Below are 22,044 nucleotides of genomic sequence, written 5' to 3' on the forward strand. Positions count from 1 at the left end.
GGGCGAAAACCGTACAAGTTAAACTACCTCATTTGATATAATGGTCTGCTAAGTCAATGGAAGGATATATTTTTAACATGGTAATCAGTTCACAAAAGTATCTGTAATATACGATTATCAAGGGATTAATAAGGAGAAAAAACCTTTCGTTTATACAGAGTAAATATATAATTTTATTTACCTGAAAATGTTCGCACAACTTTCAGAATATTCATTGACATGTACGGAATAGATATAATAAACTGGAAATAATTAAGAAATCGATTTCTATATGTTGCGAATACTACTCTGTTAACTGAAAAGAGGGTGAAAACAAATAGGGGATAGATGAAGCCAAGTATATTCATTCAAAGCAATTTATATAAAAAATAGAATCCTAGATTTTAAGTTGTTTCAAATTTGAAAGCGCTTATATGGCTGGTTATTAACAAGAAACAGTTCTAAACATTTATGCTCTGTTTATGAAAGCTGGAAGAAATCATATCATTTAGAGGTGATAATCATGAGTATTTTTAAAAAGCCGCGTAAAGTGGTAGCGATGTTACTAGTGCTTGTACTTTCAATATCCTTTGCATTAGCTGGATGCAGTTCCAAGAGCTCCACGAAAACAAGTGACGGAAAGACAAAATTTGAAATGTGGACATTTGTGCAACAGCATGCAGATTATTGGAAAGATGCAGCAGAGACTTGGAATAAAAATAATCCGAAAGAGAAAATTGACCTAAAAATAAATGTTCTGCCGTTTGATCAAATGTTTCAAAAGCTGCAGGTTGCTTTAAATTCTGGAAGCGGTGCACCTGATATTGCAGATATTGAAATTGGACAATTTGCCAATTTCACCAAGAATAAAACAGTTCCGTTTGAAGACTTGACGAAGAATGTAGAACCGTATCTTTCCGACTTAGTGAAGTCACGGGTGGATAACTATACGTATAACAATAAAATTTACGGTTTGGATTACCACGTCGGTACAACGGTTGTTTATTATAACATGGATATTATGAAACAAGCAGGAATTGATCCTGCGAAAATTAAAACATGGGCTGACTATGTAAACGCAGGCAAGACAGTAAAAGAAAAAACAGGCAAATACATGACTTCCGTTGAAACGAATGCAAGTTTCGTATTCAATGCATTAGTTTCCCAGCAACACTCAGATGTGCTGAAAGATGGCAAAGCAAATTTAGCTGATGAAAAAAATGTAAACGCATTAAAACTCCTCCAAGATATGATTTACAAGGATGGAATTGCGAAAAAGGCGGAGGGCGGCAGTCAGGATAATGAAGAGTATTTCTCTGCATTTAACAAAGGAAACTATGCTTCTGTTGTAATGCCTGCATGGTATATGAGCCGTATGGTGACATATATGAAAAATCTCTCAGGAAAAATTCAAATTGAACCACTTCCAATCTTTAATGAGGGGGATGATCGTTCGGCAGGATTAGGTGGAACAGCTACTGTTGTTACAAAACAAGCACATGATAAAGAGTTGGCGAAGAAATTTGTCGTGGAATCGAAGGCAAGCAAGGAAGGGGCTATCAAACAATGGACGATTCTAGGATTTGACCCAATTCGTTCCGATGTTTGGACATCAGATGAAATGAAAGCAAAAAATAAATACACGGATTATTTTGGGGTAGATATCTTCCAAAAATTAGCCGATTTAAAAGATGAAATTGGTACGTTGAGTTTCACAAATAAGGATTACCCATTTGTCAGTGATCAATTATTAACCAATGCAATACCTAAAATCATGAATAAACAGGCAGATGTAACATCAACGCTTGAAGCTGCGGATGCAGCGGCAGATAAAAAAATTAACAAGTAATGTGAAGTGATGAAACGGGTGGGTGGGTAGGATTTTTACGAACAGGAGGGGATAGATTTGGAGTCAAGCACAGGGCAAACAAACTTGCAGCGTAATGTTAAGTTTCCGGTTCCCCAAAGGAAAAAGTGGAATAAGCAAAAGATTGCACCGTACCTCTTTATATTACCATTTATCCTTATTTTTCTAGTATTTACGGTGTATCCGTTTATTAATGCCTTTATTATGAGTTTTCAAGAGCTGCAAGGGTTAGATGATACAACATTTGTTGGACTGAAGAACTTTAAACAATTAATTCATGATCCGGTGTTCTATACCGTTCTGTGGAATGTTATTCGGTATACTTTCTGGACGATTTTAATACTGATTCCGGTGCCATTAATTTTAGCGGTTGTTATGAATTTAGATACGACAAAGTTCAAGTCGCTTTTTCGTTCCATCTTCTTTCTTCCGGTTCTTACATCAACAGTTATTGCGGGGATTGTATTCCGTTTTGCTTTTAGCAGAGAAAAAACAGGTGTTTTTAACTCATGGATTGGCCACCTTGGGATCAAACCCGTTGATTGGTTAGACGGTGCCCATACAGGGATGTTCGCTTTAGTTGTTATTTGCGTATGGAGATGGATGGGAGTAAATATGATTTACTTTTTGTCGGGTTTACAAAGTATTCCGAAAGAGCTTTATGAATGTGCCGAAATTGATGGTGCAAGCACATGGGCAAAGTTTAAAAATATTACGATGCCGATGATTAAACCTATTACGACTTATGTACTAACAATTTCCATTCTAGCTGGATTCTCTTTGTTTAATGAAAGCTATGTTTATTGGGGAGCTAGTTCACCAAACAATATTGGTGCTACCTTCTTAACCTATATTTATAAAAGCGCTTTTGGACAAGGTGAATTTGGCTACGCATGTGCATTAGGGGTTGCGATGTTTATTATCGTAATGGTCATTAATTTTATTCAAGTTTCCGTTAGAGGCTTGTTTAAGGAGGACTAAGGATGAAGACCAGAAGAAAAATTACAACCATTGTCACCTTTATATTACTAACAATAATCGGAATTATTATTTTGATTCCCTTTTGGTTTCTATTAGTCTCCTCTTTTAAGCCGGCATCTGATATTTTTGGCCAAGGTCTGAATGTCCATCTGGATTTTTCAAAAATGAGTTTTAAGAATTACCTTCAATTATTTACAAATAATGATGGAATATATTGGACATGGTTTAAAAACAGTGTACTGATTACAGTAATTCAAACATTGCTTGTTCTATTATTCAGTTCAATGGTTGGTTATGCACTTGCACAGTACACGTTTAAAGGGCGGAATTTTATCTTTGGTTTAGTGCTTGTTATGTTAATGGTACCTGGTGATATATTATTTATCCCTATGTATAAATTAGTGACGAATTTAGGTTTGATGGATTCATTTGCAGGAGTTATTTTACCTGGGATTATTCCGCCTGCTACCGTTTTCTTTTTTAGACAATATGCGATAGGTCTTCCACGTGATTATGCGGAAGCAGCCAGAATAGATGGTGCCGGAGAATTTCGTATCTTTACGCAAATTTATGCGCCGATGATGAAACCGGCATTTGGGGCAATGACCATTATGACTTCCATGAATGTATGGAATAATTTCCTGTGGCCGTTGGTGGTAATGAGATCAGATGAAAATCTCGTCATACCTGCCGGGCTATTAACAGCCATGACACCGTATGGTAATAACTACGATATTGTATTTGCAGGATCCATGATGTCGATTATTCCTATTATCATCCTATTCTTATTTAATCAAAAGTCCTTTATCAATGGTATGACAATCGGCGGAATAAAAGGCTGATGTATGTTAAGAGAAGAGGTGCTTTTCTATGATCAATAAAGAAAACTTAGTTATGAAAGCAACAAATCTCGTTTGGGCAGCGTTTTTAATTGGGGGATGTGCCATCGTTACAAGTTTCCTGTTTGTTTTCCTTCTATTAAATGTGAAACTGTCTTTTTTGACACTACCATTCTACTTAATAGCGTTTTTATTGTTCGGTCCTACTTTGAGTGCCATTTTTGAAACGGTCTTTCAATGTATTATCGGTGGGAAGGGAAACGTAATAAAAAGCTATTTTAGGATATATAAAGAAGGATTCATTTCCTCCATAAAAGTATGGCTGCCATACTTTTTGCTGACGGTTATTCTGTTTGGAGATTTATATTATATTGGTTTTAGCAAACAGACTGCCTATGCACTTCCCCTTATTTATATCCTTATCATTGTCATGATTATTAGCTATGTTTATTCACTTGTTTTGCATACAAAATTCATTATGAAGATAAGGGATATATTAAAATTTTCACTGTACTTAACCATTAATCGGCCGATTACATCGCTTACGATCATCTTTTTCGTTTTAGCAGTTTACCTATTTTTTAGATTTGCAAGCAGTCTTGCTATTTTTGGAGCACTTCCATTGTTTGCTTTCGTTACTTTATATTCCATGCGAAAAATGCTTGGAGCTATTGAAGCGAAATTTGTGAACGCAGCATAATCACTTTTTTAAGTTTAATAGAAAGAGGTTGCCAAAGGTGCGGGTTTTGGAAGCCTCTTTTTCTTATAAGGGCACTATTTCAAAATGAAATCATCAACATTTATCAGAAGTTTTGTCGCTAAGGAATCTAGTAGGAAGAAGGAGAGAAAGAATGAATAAAGTGATCATTAATAGTGATATTGAAAAAGGTACAATCTCTAAGCATATTTATGGGCAATTCGCTGAACATTTAGGGAGATGTATTTATGAAGGAATATGGGTCGGGGAGGATTCCATTATTCCGAATACAAAAGGGATCCGCAATGATGTTTTAGAAGCTTTAAAACAGCTTCAAATACCGGTGCTTCGCTGGCCGGGGGGATGTTTTGCCGATGAATATCATTGGAAGGATGGAATTGGTCCGAGAGAAAATCGCAAGAGAATGGTTAATACGCATTGGGGCGGTGTAGTAGAAAATAATCATTTTGGTACACATGAGTTTATGTTGTTATGTGAATTGCTGGAATGCGAACCTTACATATGTGGAAATGTTGGGAGCGGGACAGTCCAAGAAATGTCGGAATGGGTGGAATATATGACATTTGACGGTGAATCTCCGATGGCAAACTGGAGAAAGGAAAACGGCAGGGAAAAGCCGTGGAAATTAAAATATTTTGGAGTTGGCAATGAAAATTGGGGATGCGGCGGCAATATGCGTCCGGAATATTACGCAGATTTGTATAGACGTTATCAAACATATGCCCGTAATTATGGGGACAACAGGCTTTACAAAATAGCCGGCGGAGCAAATATTGATGACTATAATTGGACAGAAACGTTGATGGAACGCGCCTCTTCGTTAATGGATGGTTTGAGTTTACATTACTATACAATACCTGGGGACTTTTGGAAGGGAAAAGGATCATCCTTACAATTTTCCGAGCAAGAATGGTTCATTACGATGCAAAAGGCATTGTATATGGATGAATTAATCACAAAACATAGTACGATTATGGATAAATACGATCCCGAGAAAAGAGTTAGTTTAATCATAGATGAATGGGGCACATGGTTTGATGTAGAACCGGGAACGAATCCAGGATTTCTTTATCAACAAAATTCTATACGTGATGCTATTGTTGCGGCACTTCATTTTCATATTTTTCATCAACATTGTGACCGCGTACATATGGCAAATATTGCGCAGACGGTAAATGTGCTGCAGGCAATGGTTTTAACAGAAGGGGAAAAAATGCTGAAAACACCTACCTATTATATTTTTGACATGTTTAAAGTCCATCAGGATGCAGCATTATTATCCCTTGAGACTGACATTGAGAATATAGCAGTGGAGGATTTTCATTTACCAAAGGTTAGTGTATCAGCATCGAAGAATGATAGCGGGCAAATTCATATTAGCCTTTGTAATATGAGCCTTTCAGAAAAAACAGATGTAAACATCCAGCTGCGAGGAGTCAATAAAATTGCGGAGATTTCCGGTGAAATCCTTACAGCGGATTATCGCAATGCCCATAATTCGTTTGAAAATCCAGAAGCGGTCAAGCCTGAAAATTTTACTGAATTTACATTAATAGACCAATTTATTGAAGTGAGCCTCCCGCCAATGTCGATCATCATGCTTTCTGTAAAAGAGTAGGAAAATGGAGGCGAAGAGATGCCGGAAAAATCTTTATGTAAAGGCTGTTCCCAAACCGTTCATGTTGCTAAGAAAGAAATAGCAGCATTATTAGAAATGCAAACAAAAAGCTTTTCCGATTTGGTTACCGATGCTATTTATCAAGAAAGACTGGAAAAATGTAATCATTGCCCGAATTTGCTCTATGGAACAACATGTCAGTATTGCGGTTGTCTTGTTCAATATAAGGCGAAATTTCCTGACAAGCATTGTGCTTCACCAGATAATCCGCAATGGTAAGATAACATAATATTTTCAAGTTGATATGGTAAATGGAATTTAACAACTTATACGAACATAGATGATAATCACAATGGAAGATTGAAATTCTAAACATTTGGAGGAATTATCATGGGAAATTTAAATATGTTAAGAGAATCATTGGACCAAATTGGTATTGATGGTCTACTAGTAACAAGCGATGTTAACCGTCGATATTTAACTGGGTTTACAGGCTCAGCAGGGACAGTTGTGATTACCAAAACAGAGGCAATCCTTTTGGTTGATTTCCGATATGTGGAGCAAGCGCAAAATCAGGCAAAAGGGTTTACCATCAAAGTATTAGAAAAGGCTACTATTTTTGAAGAGGTGGCTAATCTAACGGAAAAATTAAAGATTAGCAAAATTGGTTTTGAAGAAAAAAATATTACTTATTATTTACTTTCCAAATATCAGGGAAAAGTAAAAGCGGAAATGGTACCTGTATCAGATGTTGTGGAAAAGCTTCGTATGATTAAAACAAAAGACGAGATACAAATCATTAAGACCGCAGCGGAAATGACAGATGCCGCATTCGCACATATTTTAGAGTTCATTCGTCCCGGAATAACGGAACTGGATGTCTCAAATGAACTGGAATTTCAAATGCGGAAGTTAGGGGCAACATCTTCCGCCTATGATACAATCGTGGCTTCCGGTTATCGCGGGGCATTGCCGCACGGTGTAGCAAGCACGAAAGTAATCGAAAAAGGCGATATGGTCACTATTGATGTTGGTGCATATTACAAAGGATACAGGGCGGATTTAACCAGAACCATCGCTGTTGGTGAACCGAAGGAGGAATTAAAAGGCATTTATACGATTGTATATGATGCGTTATCAAGGGCCCTTGAAGGAATCAAAGCGGGGATTACTGGTAAACAAGCTGATGCTTTTACGCGGGATTATATCACGGAAAAAGGATATGGAGATAAGTACGGACATGGATCAGGACATGGAATTGGTCTGGATATTCATGAAGAAATCTTTATGTCGCCAAAATGCGAGCAGTTGATTGAACCGGGAATGGTTCTGACGGTTGAACCTGGTATCTATCTCCCTGGTATCGGGGGAGTAAGAATTGAAGATGATATTGTTATTACGAAATCTGGTAACGAAATAATAACGAAATCACCTAAAGAACTCATTATATTGTAAAGAAAGAGGAGCGTGTTTTGATATCACGCTCCTTTCTTTATTCATATGAATTCTCTGCTTTCAAGAGTTTCTAAAATTATTATGTTGAGATTATTTATTATTTAAATGGACACGATAATAGGCTTTGCGAAATTCAGTCGGTGTTACTTTTTCGTATTTTTTAAACAGCTTCATAAAGTATTTTTCATCAAAAATCCCTACGATATTGGCAATCTCTTTAATGCTTAAATTGGTACTCGTTAACATATCCTTCGCTTTTGACAGCTTAAGAATGTGAATGTATTTTTGAATATTCATCCCGTTTTTTTTCTTAAATATTCGGGACAAATAATCTTGGTTATAATTGAACTCCTGAGCAATTGCTGTTACCGAAATATTGCTCATTGCATTAATTCTAATCCATTCCACGATATTTACTAAGTTTTTCTCCGATTTACTATGTTCTCTTTCTGTAATGAAATGGGTTACGGATTGCTCCGAAATTTCAATAAGCAAGGAAGTCATGAAATAATCGGTACTTCTTTTATTGTAGTAATTTGCATTATCAATATCTAATAGTTGGTTAAATAAAATATTTATCCTTTCTATTTCTTTAGGGCTTGAATAAATTGGGATGAAGATGTCCGTACTGGAACGATGTGAATCGGGATTTGTACGGTAAGATATCACCTCATCCTCCATCGTATTATAATCGATAATCGAGCTTTCATTAGGGCAATAAAAATGAAACCAGTAGAAGGAAACCCCAGGAGAACAAAGGGCATATCCCTGGTGAGTATGATGGGGAAGTAATAGAAGTACATCGCCAGGGCAAACTTCAAATTTTTCTTCCTCTTGCTGAATATAAAGTGTTTCCCTCACTCCGATGATTATTTCGTAGCTATTAAGATTACGTTTTGAATGAATCCATGGTTCATTCGATACAAATAATCCTCCAGAAATATATTCCATTGGATTGTCAGCATTTGTTTTCAAGTATTGTTCCATTACTTTCGCCCCCCTTTGCGATTCTACGAAATCTCAATAATTTAGAAAGTCAGTTTTATACACCTAATGTTTAAAATGGACTACCGACAAGATTCTTTTTTGTTGATATTATTTTAATTAATCATACTATTCAAAATTGATTTTCATAATTCTATTTTACTAAAAACTATTCTATTTTGGAGAAAACGTTTGAGGGGGTGAGTAAAAAAATAAAGGTAGGATAAGAATCCGAATAGCAGCTAATTCTTATCGCGAATTAATAGGAAGGATGTGCAAAAATTGACAGAGGTATTAAGCAAGAATATTAAAAGAGTAAAAATAACAGACCATTTTTGGAGAAAACGAATAGATATCATACGTGATGAAGTGATTCCATATCAGTGGGAAGCATTAAACGATAGAATTCCAGATGCCCCTGCCAGCCATGCAATGAAAAATTTTAAAATCGCAGCTGGTGAGGAATCAGGTGAATTTTTTGGTTTTGTATTTCAGGACAGTGATGTAGGTAAATGGCTTGAGGCAGTAGCTTATAGTTTAGAGAATGATCCTGACCCTGAACTGGAAAAAACAGCGGATGAGGTCATTGAATTAATAGGCAGGGCACAGCAGGATGATGGATATTTAAATACCTATTTTACGATAAAAGAACCACAACTTAAGTGGCGCAATCTTCGAGATAAACATGAAATGTATGTAGCAGGCCATATGATGGAAGCTGCTGTCGCTTATTTCGAGGTTACTGGCAAGCGGAAGCTTTTAGATATTATGTGTCGTTTCGCTGATCACATCGATGAAATGTTTGGCAAAGAAGAAAATAAATTGCGAGGATATGATGGTCATCAAGAAATAAAATTAGCTCTTGTAAAGCTATATAAAGCAACCGGAAATGAACGATATTTACAGTTAAGCAAATATTTCATAGATGAGCGCGGTCAGCAACCACATTATTTCGACCTAGAAAAGAAAGCAAGAAATGATGATAAAGAATTTTGGTGGCATGATGAATATGGAGATTATAGCTATCACCAAGCACATTTGCCTGTTCGAGATCAGAAAGAAGCAATCGGCCATGCTGTTAGGGCTATGTATATGTACACAGCGATGGCGGATTTAGCCATTGAGACAGGGGATCACACTTTAAAGGAAGCCTGTGAGAGATTATGGGAAAATGTAACGAATCGCCAAATGTACATTACTGGCGGTGTCGGATCACAAGATTTTGGTGAAGCGTTTTCATTTGATTATGACTTGCCAAATGATACGTGCTACACAGAAACATGCGCATCGATTGGCTTAGTTTTCTGGGCAAAGCGAATGCTAGGGATTGAAAAGAATGGAAAATATGCGGATGTCATGGAGAGGGCACTTTATAACGGAACCATTAGCGGAATGGATTTGGACGGGAAGAAATTCTTCTATGTTAATCCGTTGGAGGTATGGCCGAAAGCGAATGAAAAAAGGCAGGATAAAACACATGTAAAGCCTGTTAGGCAAAAATGGTATAGCTGTGCTTGCTGCCCACCTAATCTAGCAAGATTAATTGCTTCCATAGGACAATATGTATACTCTGTTGATTCCAATCAATTGTTTGTTCATTTATACATGGGCAATGAATCAGAATTAGATATTGCGGGACAAAAGGTTCAAATTATCCAAGAAACAAATTATCCATGGGATGGGAATGTTCAAATTACACTTTCACCGGAAAATGAGCGTGAATTTACGGTTGCCGTTCGGATTCCAGGATGGTGCAAATTAGCCGCATTAAAAGTGAATAATGAGTTAGTGGATATAGATTGTTGTACAAAGAATGGGTATGCATATATTACCCGAACTTGGAAAAAAGGGGATAAGATTGTTCTTGTTCTGCCTATGCCGGTTGAGAGAGTCCGTGCGAATCCGAAAGTACGAGAAAATGTAGGGAAGGTTTCTTTACAGAGAGGTCCAATTGTCTATTGTTTGGAAGAAGTAGACAATGGTGCAAATTTACCGAACATCCTTCTGCCAAAAGATTCTGAGCTTGAGGTTACATTCCAGGAAGAATTGCTTGGTGGAATTAGTGTAATAACTGCAAAAGCAGAGAGGATTGATGATCAAGCTTGGGGTAATGAGTTATATATGACTTATGAAAAAGACACAAAATCCATTACTCTTAAAGCAATCCCTTATTATGCGTGGTGCAACCGGCAGCCTGGTGAAATGTTGGTTTGGATTATGGAAAAATAAATATTTTAAAATAGTAAATACCTTTTTCGGAAATTACTCTTAAAAGGTCGATTTTATACACCATGTTATTTCTATAATGAAGATTAAAGCTAGTATATTAATAGATTACATTTTTGAATAATAATGATTGGTGGAGGATTACTTCACCGATCAAACACAAAGTTGTACTTACAACTTTTAAAAATATACTAATATATTTAGGAAATAAGAATGGGGTGTGTATGTTGAGAAAGCGTAAATCATTGATAGGACTTATAGGCGTGCTTGTTTTGCTTGTTGGGATGTTAAGTGGTTGTCTAGGCGGAACTAGTGCAACGGGGGGAAGCGGCAAAAAAGGTGTTGTTCAATTAAAATTTACTTATTGGGGAGATCCACTTGAGAAAAAATCTATAGAAGATATTTTGAAAGCGTTTAACAAATCACATCCAAATATTTATGTGACAGGACAGCAAATTCAAGGAAACTATTTAGAGAAAATGACAACGATGGCCTCTTCTAATACTCTTCCTGACGTTGGTTATTTTACGGAGGGAAGCCTTTCACCGTGGGTGAAAAGCGGAGCGATTAAAGATTTGAAGCCACTATTTGATTCAGGAGAATTCGGTGACAAATTAAAATATAGTATTTTTCAATACGAAAAAGACGGACCGATTGCCGGTTCAAGCGTAGCAAATGAAGTAAATAATATTTACTACAATAAAGAATTATTTGATGAATTGGGGATGCCATATCCTCCTGCTAAAGCAGAGGATGCATGGACATGGGACGAATTTGTCGATGTAGCCAAGAAACTGACAGTGGACCGGAACGGAAAGCACCCTGATGATCCAGGATTTGATCCGAAAAATATCAAAACATACGGGGTTAGCAATTTTACCTATTTCTATGAAAACTTCCTTTTCAGCAATGATGGAGGAATTATTTCTGAGGATGGAAAGACTATTCTATTAAACAAACCTGAAACGATTGAAGCATTACAGAGAATGCAAGACTTAATGTATGTATACCATGTGATGCCAACACCTGCCAGCCTATCTACGCTTCCAAACACAGATACAGCTCTATTAACCAAAAGGGTAGCGATGGATGTAGATGGTCAATGGGCTATGCAGGTGCTAGGGGAAGCGGAAAAACAAAAGAATTTGAAGTTGGGTATCGGTGTATTGCCAAAAATGAAAAAAGCAGTGACTTCTAGTGCCGGTACGCCAATTGTCGTATTTAACAATGATAATACGAAAAAGCATTGGAACGAAACAAAAGAGTTTCTTAAATTTATTATGGATCCATCTAATAGTTTGCCGCTTATCCAAGCCGGACTTTGGATGCCTAATGAAGAAAAATGGTATAAAGATCCGGAACTTGTTAAAAAGTGGACCGATACAAAAATTCATCCAAAAGAATATAAAACAGCTGTTATCGATTGGGCAATGAATAATGTGCAGAAAAATCCAAACTATTTTTGGGCTGATCGATCAGAAGCCAGCCAAATTATTTCGCCTGCATTAGACCTAATTTGGACAAATAAAAAGAGTGCGCAAGAAGCGGTAAATGACATTATGCCAAAATTGAAAAAGAAATTTGGAGACAAATACAAATATGAGTAACAAGCTTCCTTTTTAACAGATTATGTGTTATGAAGATTCGTCCTCATAACACATAATCAATTCCCAAGTAATAATCGTTTGAGGAGTGAAAAAATGAATATTGAAAATGTTACCTTAAAAAGAACAGTTGTCAATATCAAAAAGCCAAAACTTCATAAATTGCAGAGAAAGGAAGCGTTTTGGGGTTACTTTTTTGCTATGCCTGCTATTTTAGGGCTTCTTATTTGGACAATTGGTCCTATGATTGCCAGTCTTTATTTCAGTTTTACAGATTATAAGGTAGTAGGAAGTTATCACTGGGTTGGCTTTCAAAATTACGTTGATATTTTTAAAAACGATCTTGATTTCAAGAAATCTTTATTTGTCACATTTTATTTTGCTATAGGGAGTACTTTTTTTACGCTGCTTGCTGCTTTAATTGTTGCAGTTCTAATGAATATGAATGTAAAAGGACAATCCATCTTTCGAACGATGTACTATTTGCCTGTCATTGTCCCTTCCGTAGCATCCAATATTTTATGGCTGTGGTTATTTAATCCGGACTTCGGTTTATTAAATAGTATTTTACAATTTTTGGGATTGCCAAAGTTGATGTGGATTTACGATGAGAATACGGTTATACCTTCGCTAATTTTATTAAGTATTTGGGGATGCGGAGGTACTGCCTTAATATTTCTAGCAGGCTTGCAGGATGTTCCAAAGCAATTACTGGAGGCTGTTGAAATAGATGGCGGTAATTGGTGGCATAAGTTCAGATATGTAACTTTGCCTTCTATCTCACCAGTTATCTTCTTCAATCTTATTATGGGCCTGATAGGGTCCTTCCAAGCTTTCACTCAAGCATATGTTATGACGGAGGGCGGGCCAAACAACAGTACGCTATTCTATGTCCTGCTAATTTACCGGGAGGCGTTCCAGAAAAATAATATGGGTTATGCAAGTGCTCTGGCATGGATCCTGTTTATCATTATTTTACTTTTCACATTAATTGTCTTTCGATCATCTAAAAACTGGGTTTATTACGGGGGTGGAAAATAATCATGAAGCTAAAAACCGTGAAAAGGTCATTCGCATTAATTATCTTAGTAATCGGCGCTATTGTAAGTCTAGTTCCCTTTGTTTGGCTTATTCGCAGTTCCTTAATGACTTCTACAGAGATTTTTGAATTTCCACCTAAACTATTACCGGAGAAATTTCAATGGTCCAATTACAAGGATATTTTCTCCATTATTAATTTCGGTCTTTACTTGAAAAACACATTATTTATTATGGTCCCAGTCATCATTGGAACAATTGTCACGTGCTGTATGTGCGGATATGGCTTTGCAAGACTTCGTTTTCCGGGAAGGAATATATGGTTCGGAATGATTCTTGCAACCATGATGCTCCCGGGAGCTGTCACATTGATCCCTACCTTTTTGATGTGGTCTAAGCTAGATGGAATTAATACATTTTGGCCGTTGATTGTTCCAGCCTTTTTTGGCGGCGGCGGGTTCTTCATCTTTCTAATGAGACAATTTTTTATGAATATACCTCGTGAACTGGACGAATCTGCATTAATGGATGGTGCCAATCATTTTCAAATTTTCACGAAAATACTTTTGCCATTGGTGAAACCGCCAATTTTAGTTGTTGGGTTCTTTACTTTTATGGGTGTATGGAATGACTTCTTTGGACCTTTGATTTTCTTAAATGATGAATCCAAATACACGCTTGCATTAGGGCTATTGCAGTTGAAAGGCTCTTACTCTTCCGATTGGAATCTCATGATGGCAGCATCTGCCGTAATGGTTATTCCTGCGATTATCATTTTCTTTATTGGGCAACGCCATTTTATTGAAGGAATAAGTTTAACAGGAATTAAAGGTTAGCCTTAAGCTTGAGGGAGTTATTTTTTATAAAAAGGAGTTAACTATAATGCATGTTTTAAATCAAAATCGACTAAGACCTGTCTCATTTTCAAATGTGGTGATTAACGATGCTTTTTGGTCCCCACGAATTAAGGTTAACCGTGAGCAAACCATTCCGCACCAATATAAGCAATGTAAGGAAACAGGAAGGATTGATGCATTTAAGCTGGATTGGAAGCAGGGAATGGACAACGAACCTCATATTTTCTGGGATTCTGACGTAGCAAAATGGATTGAAGCTGCAAGCTACAGCCTTGCCACCCATCCAGATCCGGAACTAGACCGTCTAGTCGACGAAGTAATTGAGTTGATTGCATCGGCCCAGCAGGAAGATGGGTATCTAAATATTTATTTTTCAGTTGTAAAACCTGGAATGAGATGGACAGATTTGCGGGATGCGCATGAATTATATTGTGCAGGACATTTAATAGAAGCTGGTGTTGCACACTATGAAGCAACAAGGAAACGAACTCTCCTGGAGGTTGTTTGCAAATATGCCGATCATATTGATTCAGTATTTGGGAGGGAGGAAGGTAAATTACGGGGATACTGCGGTCATCAAGAAATCGAATTGGCTTTGATCAAATTGTATCATGCCACTGGGGAAGAACGTTATTTAAAATTAAGCCAATACTTCATTGATGAACGGGGACAAAAACCTCATTATTTTGAGCTAGAAAAGAAAGATTCAACAGGATATTTTGAAGATATAATGCGCTATATGGATAACCTCAAAGAGTATAACCAGTCTCATAAGCCGGTCAGAGAACAGAGTAAAGTGGTGGGGCATTCCGTTCGGGCAATGTATATGTATACAGCAATGGCAGAATTGGCGGGAGAGACTGGAGACGCTTCACTTTTAGAAGCATGTGAGCGGTTATGGGAACATCTTCATTTAAAAAATATGTTTATTACAGGCGGAATTGGATCGACAGGAAAGAACGAAGGCTTTACGTTTGATTATGACCTTCCAAATGAAACTTCCTATGCGGAAACATGTGCATCTATTGGGTTAGTTTTTTGGAATCATAGGATGCTGCAGTTGGAATGTGAAAGCAAATATGCGGATGCGATAGAACGTGCTCTATTTAATGGAGTCATTAGCGGAGTGTCTTTAGATGGGAAAAAATTCTTTTATGCCAATCCGTTAGCGAGTGTCGGAGATCGTCATCGAAAGGAATGGTTTGGGTGCGCATGCTGTCCGCCAAATATTGCAAGACTACTAGCTTCACTGGGAGGATATATTTATTCTCAAAGTCCAGATGACATTATTGTTCATCAATACATCGAAGGGGAGGCAATAATAAATATTCATGGGCAACAAGTAAAAATAGGACAAAAGGGCAATTATCCATGGGATGGCCACCTAACCTTCTTACTTGGATTGGAACATGAAGACAAATTTGGTCTCAAACTGCGCATTCCGGGTTGGTGTAAGAATGCAGAACTTAAAGTAAATCATGAAAGGGTTAATATCCTTCAAAATATGGATAAAGGATATGTTTATCTTGAGCGGCTATGGAAGGATGGAGATATCATCGAACTAGATTTATCCATGCCTATTGAAAAGGTCTATTCTCATCCAAATGTTAGGCAAAATGTCCATCACACAGCCATTCAAAGAGGCCCTATTGTGTATTGTATCGAATCGGCAGATAATATGGAGCATTTGCAAAGGGTAATGCTGCCAAATGATGCGAATCTGACTGCCATTTACGATGAATCGTTACTTGGCGGGGTCGTAAAAATTTTGGGTGATGCAGAGGTATTAGATAGTCATCAATGGGAAAATAGTTTATATCGCACTGAAAAACCAACTAGCAGGCCATATCAGATAACCGCTATTCCGTATTATGCATGGGATAATCGCGAATCAGGACAAATGCGTGTTTGGATACCAGAAAAGGAGTAAATTGGATAGGGGGTTTCATACATGACGGTGAAAACCAATGTGAAAACAAAAGCCAATCCATTTGCTTTGAAGGATGTCTCCATAATAGGAGGACCCTTTAAACATGCAATGGATTTAAACAAGAATTATTTACTGCAATTGGAACCAGATCGATTGCTAGCCAGATTTAGAGAATATGCTGGACTCGAAATAAAAGCGCCTCAATATGAAGGTTGGGAGGCAATGAGTCTTTCAGGTCATACACTTGGGCACTATTTATCAGCATGCTCCATGCTCTATGCATCCCTTTCCGATGAAGCTTTCAAGCAAAGGGTAGATTATATCGTTGATGAGATAGAAATTTGTCAAAATGCACATGGAGACGGATATGTATCTGGAATTCCACGGGGCAAAGAATTATTTTTGGAAGTAGCTTCAGGGGATATACGGTCAAAGGGATTTGACCTGAATGGCGGATGGGCTCCATTATACACTATTCATAAGCTGTTAGCGGGATTGCGCGATGCCTATCATTTAGCGGAAAACAAAAAGGCTTTGGGCATTGCCTGTAAGTTGGCAGATTGGCTTGATGGTATTTTCAAAGATTTAAGTGATGAACAAATGGAAGAATTGATGATTTGCGAGTATGGGGGAATGAATGAAGTATTGGCCGATTTATACGCGGATACAGGTGATGAGAAATATTTACACCTAGCAGAACGTTTCTGGCATCGTCTTGTATTAGACCCCATATCACAAGGGCAAGATAGTTTGCCTGGGAAACATGCCAATACGCAAATTCCGAAGATTATTGGTTTAGCGAGACAATATGAGTTAACGGACGATGAGAAACGAAAAAACACAGCCGAGTTCTTCTGGAATCGGGTAGTCCATCATCATTCCTATGTAACAGGCGGAAATAGTTTTGGAGAGTATTTTAGTGAGCCCGATATGTTAACGGATCGCCTTGGTCCACATACAACAGAAACATGTAATACTTATAATATGTTAAAACTGACCAAGCATCTTTTTGAATGGAACGGTTCTGTTGAAGCAGCTGACTATTATGAACGAGCACTATATAATCATATTTTGGCATCTCAAGATCCCCTTGAGGGTGGAGTTTGTTATTTCGTTTCTCTAGCAATGGGAGGCTATAAAGCTTACAACCATAAATTTGATCACTTCACATGCTGTGTAGGTACCGGTATGGAGAACCATGCCAGCTATGGAAGCGGTATTTATTATCATCATGATGACAAGTTATACGTGAGTCAGTACATCGCCTCTTCCCTTAATTGGAAGGATAAAGGAGTAACGATTACTCAAGAAACGGATTATCCTGAATCCAATAAAATCCTGATACGGGTGAATGGTGAAAAAGATGCTGAATTCACCATGTGCATCCGTTATCCGAACTGGGCGGAGCAGGGGATTCAAATCAAGATTAACGGCAAACAGAAAACAATTGAAACATCGCCAGGTCATTTTATTGAAATTAAACGTTTGTGGAGCAATGACGATAACGTCGAAATTAGTATTCCCTTCTCATTGCGACTTGAGTGTTTGCCGGATAATCCAAACCGGGCAGCGATTATGTACGGTCCGCTTGTTCTAGCGGGTGAATTAGGACCTGATCAAGATCCTGAGGCAAAAAGTTATTTATATACCCCTGTCATGATTAACAATAATCAACCTTTATCCAATTGGGTACAGCCTGTTGAGGGGAAAACGAATACTTTTCGCACGGTGAATACAGGATATCCAAGAGAAGTAGAATTATATCCATTTTATCGAATGCATCACAAAATGTATTCCGTCTATTGGGATCTGTTTACCAAGGAAGAATGGGAAAAGGCAGAAAAAGAGTACAAAAGAGCTCGTGAAAAAATGCGTATTCTTAATGACTGTACGATTGATTTTGTCCAGCTTGGTGAAATGCAGCCGGAGCGTGACCATCATTTTCAAGGTGAAACAACAAGTGTTGGAATCGTAAATAATCGAGCATTCAGACAGGCGGGTACAGACGGTTGGTTTTCTGTCGATATGAATGTTGTCACATTGTTAAAGGAATCGATCAAGCAAGATTTAATGCTTGTCATAACATATACTTCCGCGCATGAAATTTCCAATTGTAAATTTGATATTCTACTAGATGGAGAAAAAATGCAGGATGAAAAAGAAGGCATTGTAGAAACAGATAAATTTTATAATGTGAACTATGATCTTCCTCTACAAAGGATTGAGGGGAAAGAAAAAGTTACGGTTACGTTTAAAGCACATCCAGGTCATAGAGTAAGGAGAGTTTTTGGATTAAGAATCGTCAATAAAGAAGAATATGCATTACTAGGTTTAGACCAGTAATAAATAGAAAACAACCTTTTAATATAAAAGGTTGTTTTTTTGAGATTAGATTCTACTTGCTTTTAATCGTTTCCACCTTTTGGAATGCTTTATTACATAAATAATAGAGAATATATGCTATTAAGCTAGCAATTGCAAAAAAGGAAATCGGAATAAAAAATATTAAAACACCTGATATGCCTATAATCAATATTCCCAACAGGGACGTAACAGGTTGACTAATCGAAAAGAAGAAGGCATTTTTTATCAAACCTAGCCAGCTAGTTTTATAATGAACCATAATCGGAAAAAGAAAAATCGAAGTAAAAACAAAGAGAATCCCGATAAAAATTAGTGGAGGGAATATGATGTATTTCAAGGTATCGCCCATATGGAAGCTCACGAAAATATTAAAAGTAACAATGGCAGCCATGAAAAACCAGGCTATTTCTATTAAGATACCTTGCTTAAAATTATCTTTAAAAAGAGTATAGAAATGCTTTGTAATACTAGGCTCATCTTTTCTTACCCAACTGCGAACGACTCCAAACATTGCAGCTGTAGAGGGGAAAATAGTAACAATGGGCAGACAGAAAATAATCCATAATAAATTTAATAGAAGAAAATCGGTTATTTTATCAAGAATTCGGTAGAACCTGCCATCAATATTAAAGACGTTCATTCCTTCCCTCCTTTAAAGATTAATGTTTATTGCCTTAATCATATCAAATTCATCATATATTTTTCAATATTTAGAATAGAAAATCAACATATCAACCTGCTTTTTAAAAAGTTAATAAAAAAGAGGATCTTTATGTGGAAACAAGCGAAGCACAATAGAAATTTTTAGTTATACTAAAAAAAATATTATATTACTTAAAAAAATGTATTGAAAATTTAGTCTATTATGATAACATATACATTAATAATTTTAGTAATACTATAATTATTTATGATTTCACTAAAAATTTTATTAAAGGAAAGGACAAATTATGGTAGAAATTCATACAAAAATTCGCGAATTACGACAACAACAGGGACTCACTTTAAAAGAATTAAGTGAAAATACCAATTTGTCTGTTGGATTTCTTTCTCAGGTAGAAAGAGGTACATCTTCTCTTGCTATTACATCGCTTAAAAAAATTGCCGATTCGTTAGGGGTTGAGATGTCCTATTTTTTTCAACAGGAATCAAGCAGTAATTATACTGTGACATTAGAAAATCAAAAGAGTTTTGAAGTAGAAGGAAATGCAACCAAATATGTTAAATTAAGTGGCAGCTTTCCGGGAAGAAATCTGGAAAGTATGTTGGTTACTTTACGACCGTTTCAAAAAGATACTCAATTATATAGCCATCCCGGAGAAGAATTTCATTATGTTGTTAAAGGAAAGCTCATTATCCGAGTGGATAATCAAGAATACATGCTGAATCCAGGGGAGTCGATCCATTTCCCATCAGAAAAGGAACATCAATGGGAAAACCCTTTAAATGAAGAAACCGTTCTTTTAAGTGTGTTAACTCCGGTACTTTTTTAGTATTGGAGTCTTAAATATATAGATTTTTAATGAGAGGAGCAGTTTCATGAGAGTTGCTACAGATATTGGAGGTACGTTTACAGATTTAGTGTATGTCGATAATAGTGGTCGCTTTGGTGTTGCGAAAAGTCATACAACGCCCCCTTATTTTGAACAAGGCGTCATGGATGTTATGGAAAAAAGCGGAATTGATCAAAAGTCCATTACAACTTTCATTCATGGAACAACCGTTATTATTAATGCACTGACAGAAAGAAAAGGAGTCAAAACAGGACTTATTACAACAAAAGGATTCCGAGATGTATTAGAGATAGCCCGTGGTAACCGGCCTGACTTGTTTAATGTACGCTATCAAAAGCCTGAACCCTTTGTTAGTAGGTATTTACGCCAGGAAGTAGAAGAAAGAATGAACTATAAAGGGGAAGTATTAATAGAGTTAAATAAAGATCAAATCAGTGATATTATTTCCTTTTTTAAAAGCGAAGGTGTTCAAGCAATTGCGGTTTCATACCTTCACTCCTATGTAAACCCTTTACATGAACAAGAAACGGTGCAATATATTAAAGAACTGTGGCCAGAAGTATTTGTTACAGCTTCTCATGAAGTAACAAAGGAATGGCGTGAATATGAGAGAACAAATACCACGGTTTTAAATGCCTATGTAAAACCAATTGCGACATCTTATGTTAATAAGCTCCAGGATAAGCTAAATGGGCAACAGACTGAAAGTAACAATTATATCATGCAGTCTAATGGCGGAACAACGACATTTGAACAGGCGAAGGAACTTCCAATCAATATGGTGGAGTCAGGACCTGTAGCTGGCATTTATGGTGCAGCTGTATTGGGAGAAATTATTGGAGAAAAGAATATTATTGCCTTTGATATCGGTGGTACAACAGCAAAATGTTCGCTTATAGAAAAAGGAGAGGTCAAAGTATCCACCGATTATTATATTGAGCGTGACAGTCGTCATGCTGGATACCCTATCAAAACACCAGTTGTGGACATCGTAGAAATTGGAAATGGCGGAGGTTCCATTGCCTGGATTGATGAAGCTGGTTCATTAAAAGTAGGACCTCACTCTGCCGGGGCTCTACCAGGTCCCGTTGCATATGGACAGGGCGGTACAGAACCAACTACGACAGATGCAAATCTATTAACAGGTAGACTTTCACCAAAGAATTTCGATTATGAAGTAGATATGAAGAAAGTAAGAGAAGCAATTCAAACAAGAGTTTCCAATCATTTTAATATGTCTGCCGAAGAAGGTGCTTTGGGCATTATTCGTATTGCAAATTCCAATATGCTTAATGCACTGAAACTAATTTCCATTCGTAAAGGGTACAATCCGCGTGAATTTACTCTTGTAGCCTTTGGCGGAGGGGGATCCATGCATGCTGCCGCACTTGCGAAGGAACTAGGAGTAAAGAAGGTCGTTGTACCAGTTGCATCACCTGTGTTCTCTGCCTGGGGAATGTTAATGACGGATTTAAGACATGATTATATTCAAACGCAAATTAAGCGCCTAAGTGAAGTGGATGTTGGTGTACTTAATCAAAACTGGATCAACTTAGAATGTAAAGCTTATGCTCAATTTGAGCAAGAGGATGTTCAAAAGGAATCTGTATTATTTACAAGATTCCTAGATATGAGATACCTTGGCCAAGAACATACAGTAAAAGTACCGGTGCCGAATGATGATTGGAAGGAAGAAACTATACTCGAAATTATCGAAAGATTCCACCAACTACATGAGAAAAACTATTCGTTTAAGCTTGAGAATGCTCAAACAGAAATCGTGAATATGCACTTAACGGCATTTGGACAAGTCCAAAAACCAAGTTTAGAAAAGAAATTTATAACAAGTGATTTGAGAGAAGCCTTAAAAGAAGTAAGACCCGTATATTTTGAAGGTAAAGGCTGGGTAGATACCAATATTTATGATAGAGATAGTATTCCTACAATGCAACGAATGGAAGGTCCTGCAATTGTAGAAGAAAAAGCTTCAGTAACCGTTATTTATGATGGTCAATCACTGCAAGTAGATGAATACGGAAATCTTATCATCGATACGGGGGTGGAATAAAA

Annotated in this window: 17 protein-coding genes; 15 read left to right on the forward strand and 2 right to left on the reverse strand. The window is 37.0% G+C overall.

All coding sequences use genetic code 11. The annotated features are described in order from the left end of the window. Nucleotides 1–502: 502 nt before the first annotated feature. The 7 genes from AN964_RS04520 to AN964_RS04550 all read left to right on the forward strand — a co-directional run bounded on the left by AN964_RS04520 (nt 503) and on the right by AN964_RS04550 (nt 7,457). Complete coding sequence (locus AN964_RS04520; RefSeq protein WP_055738565.1) at nt 503–1,828, forward strand: ABC transporter substrate-binding protein; 1,326 nt, start codon at nt 503–505, stop codon at nt 1,826–1,828. 57 nt (nt 1,829–1,885) lie between these two features. Next, nucleotides 1,886–2,827, forward strand: coding sequence for a carbohydrate ABC transporter permease (locus AN964_RS04525; RefSeq protein ID WP_235950680.1), 942 nt, complete (start codon nt 1,886–1,888; stop codon nt 2,825–2,827). 2 nt (nt 2,828–2,829) lie between these two features. Beyond that, complete coding sequence (locus tag AN964_RS04530) at nt 2,830–3,669, forward strand: carbohydrate ABC transporter permease (protein ID WP_055738566.1); 840 nt, start codon at nt 2,830–2,832, stop codon at nt 3,667–3,669. A 28-nt stretch (nt 3,670–3,697) separates the two neighbouring features. Then, entirely contained in the window at nt 3,698–4,366 is a 669-nt protein-coding gene (locus AN964_RS04535) for a YesL family protein (protein ID WP_055738567.1), read from the forward strand. A 151-nt stretch (nt 4,367–4,517) separates the two neighbouring features. Then, nucleotides 4,518–6,002, forward strand: coding sequence for an alpha-N-arabinofuranosidase (locus AN964_RS04540; protein ID WP_055738568.1), 1,485 nt, complete (start codon nt 4,518–4,520; stop codon nt 6,000–6,002). Between the two features lie 18 nt (nt 6,003–6,020). Further along, nucleotides 6,021–6,281, forward strand: coding sequence for a hypothetical protein (locus AN964_RS04545; protein ID WP_055738569.1), 261 nt, complete (start codon nt 6,021–6,023; stop codon nt 6,279–6,281). 111 nt (nt 6,282–6,392) lie between these two features. After that, a complete protein-coding gene (locus AN964_RS04550) occupies nt 6,393–7,457 on the forward strand; it encodes a M24 family metallopeptidase (protein WP_055738570.1) in 1,065 nt (354 codons plus the stop codon). 90 nt (nt 7,458–7,547) lie between these two features. Here the strand turns inward: AN964_RS04550 and AN964_RS04555 are convergent, their stop codons facing one another. Continuing rightward, nucleotides 7,548–8,444, reverse strand: coding sequence for an AraC family transcriptional regulator (locus tag AN964_RS04555; protein ID WP_055738571.1), 897 nt, complete (start codon nt 8,442–8,444; stop codon nt 7,548–7,550). 279 nt (nt 8,445–8,723) lie between these two features. Here AN964_RS04555 and AN964_RS04560 point away from each other — a divergent pair, with 279 nt between their 5' ends. The 6 genes from AN964_RS04560 (at nt 8,724) to AN964_RS04585 (ending at nt 18,439) form a co-directional block, all read left to right on the forward strand. Continuing rightward, entirely contained in the window at nt 8,724–10,670 is a 1,947-nt protein-coding gene (locus AN964_RS04560) for a glycoside hydrolase family 127 protein (RefSeq protein WP_083489219.1), read from the forward strand. A gap of 224 nt (nt 10,671–10,894) precedes the next feature. Beyond that, nucleotides 10,895–12,274 (forward strand): ABC transporter substrate-binding protein, encoded by a 1,380-nt coding sequence (locus AN964_RS04565; protein WP_055738572.1) that lies wholly within the window; start codon nt 10,895–10,897, stop codon nt 12,272–12,274. 198 nt (nt 12,275–12,472) lie between these two features. Next, nucleotides 12,473–13,312 carry a carbohydrate ABC transporter permease gene (locus AN964_RS04570; RefSeq protein ID WP_055741136.1) on the forward strand — a complete coding sequence of 280 codons (840 nt, stop codon included), beginning with the start codon at nt 12,473–12,475 and terminating at the stop codon, nt 13,310–13,312. 2 nt (nt 13,313–13,314) lie between these two features. Further along, entirely contained in the window at nt 13,315–14,145 is an 831-nt protein-coding gene (locus AN964_RS04575) for a carbohydrate ABC transporter permease (RefSeq protein ID WP_055738573.1), read from the forward strand. Between the two features lie 46 nt (nt 14,146–14,191). Then, nucleotides 14,192–16,096 carry a glycoside hydrolase family 127 protein gene (locus AN964_RS04580; RefSeq protein WP_055738574.1) on the forward strand — a complete coding sequence of 635 codons (1,905 nt, stop codon included), beginning with the start codon at nt 14,192–14,194 and terminating at the stop codon, nt 16,094–16,096. 21 nt (nt 16,097–16,117) lie between these two features. Continuing rightward, entirely contained in the window at nt 16,118–18,439 is a 2,322-nt protein-coding gene (locus AN964_RS04585) for a glycoside hydrolase family 127 protein (RefSeq protein WP_083489222.1), read from the forward strand. Nucleotides 18,440–18,491: 52 nt separating this feature from the next. On the opposite strand, the gene AN964_RS04590 is transcribed toward AN964_RS04585, so the two are convergent. Next, a complete protein-coding gene (locus tag AN964_RS04590; protein WP_055738575.1) occupies nt 18,492–19,100 on the reverse strand; it encodes a YesL family protein in 609 nt (202 codons plus the stop codon). A 310-nt stretch (nt 19,101–19,410) separates the two neighbouring features. On the opposite strand from AN964_RS04590, the gene AN964_RS04595 reads away from it, so the two are divergent. Together AN964_RS04595 and AN964_RS04600 are read left to right on the forward strand one after the other, a co-directional pair. Then, a complete protein-coding gene (locus AN964_RS04595) occupies nt 19,411–19,953 on the forward strand; it encodes a helix-turn-helix domain-containing protein (RefSeq protein ID WP_055738576.1) in 543 nt (180 codons plus the stop codon). Nucleotides 19,954–19,999: 46 nt separating this feature from the next. Next, nucleotides 20,000–22,042 (forward strand): hydantoinase/oxoprolinase family protein, encoded by a 2,043-nt coding sequence (locus tag AN964_RS04600; RefSeq protein WP_055738577.1) that lies wholly within the window; start codon nt 20,000–20,002, stop codon nt 22,040–22,042. Nucleotides 22,043–22,044 lie beyond the last annotated feature (2 nt).

The sequence above is a fragment of the Heyndrickxia shackletonii genome (assembly GCF_001420715.1).
GTDB classification, from domain to species: domain Bacteria; phylum Bacillota; class Bacilli; order Bacillales; family Bacillaceae_C; genus Margalitia; species Margalitia shackletonii.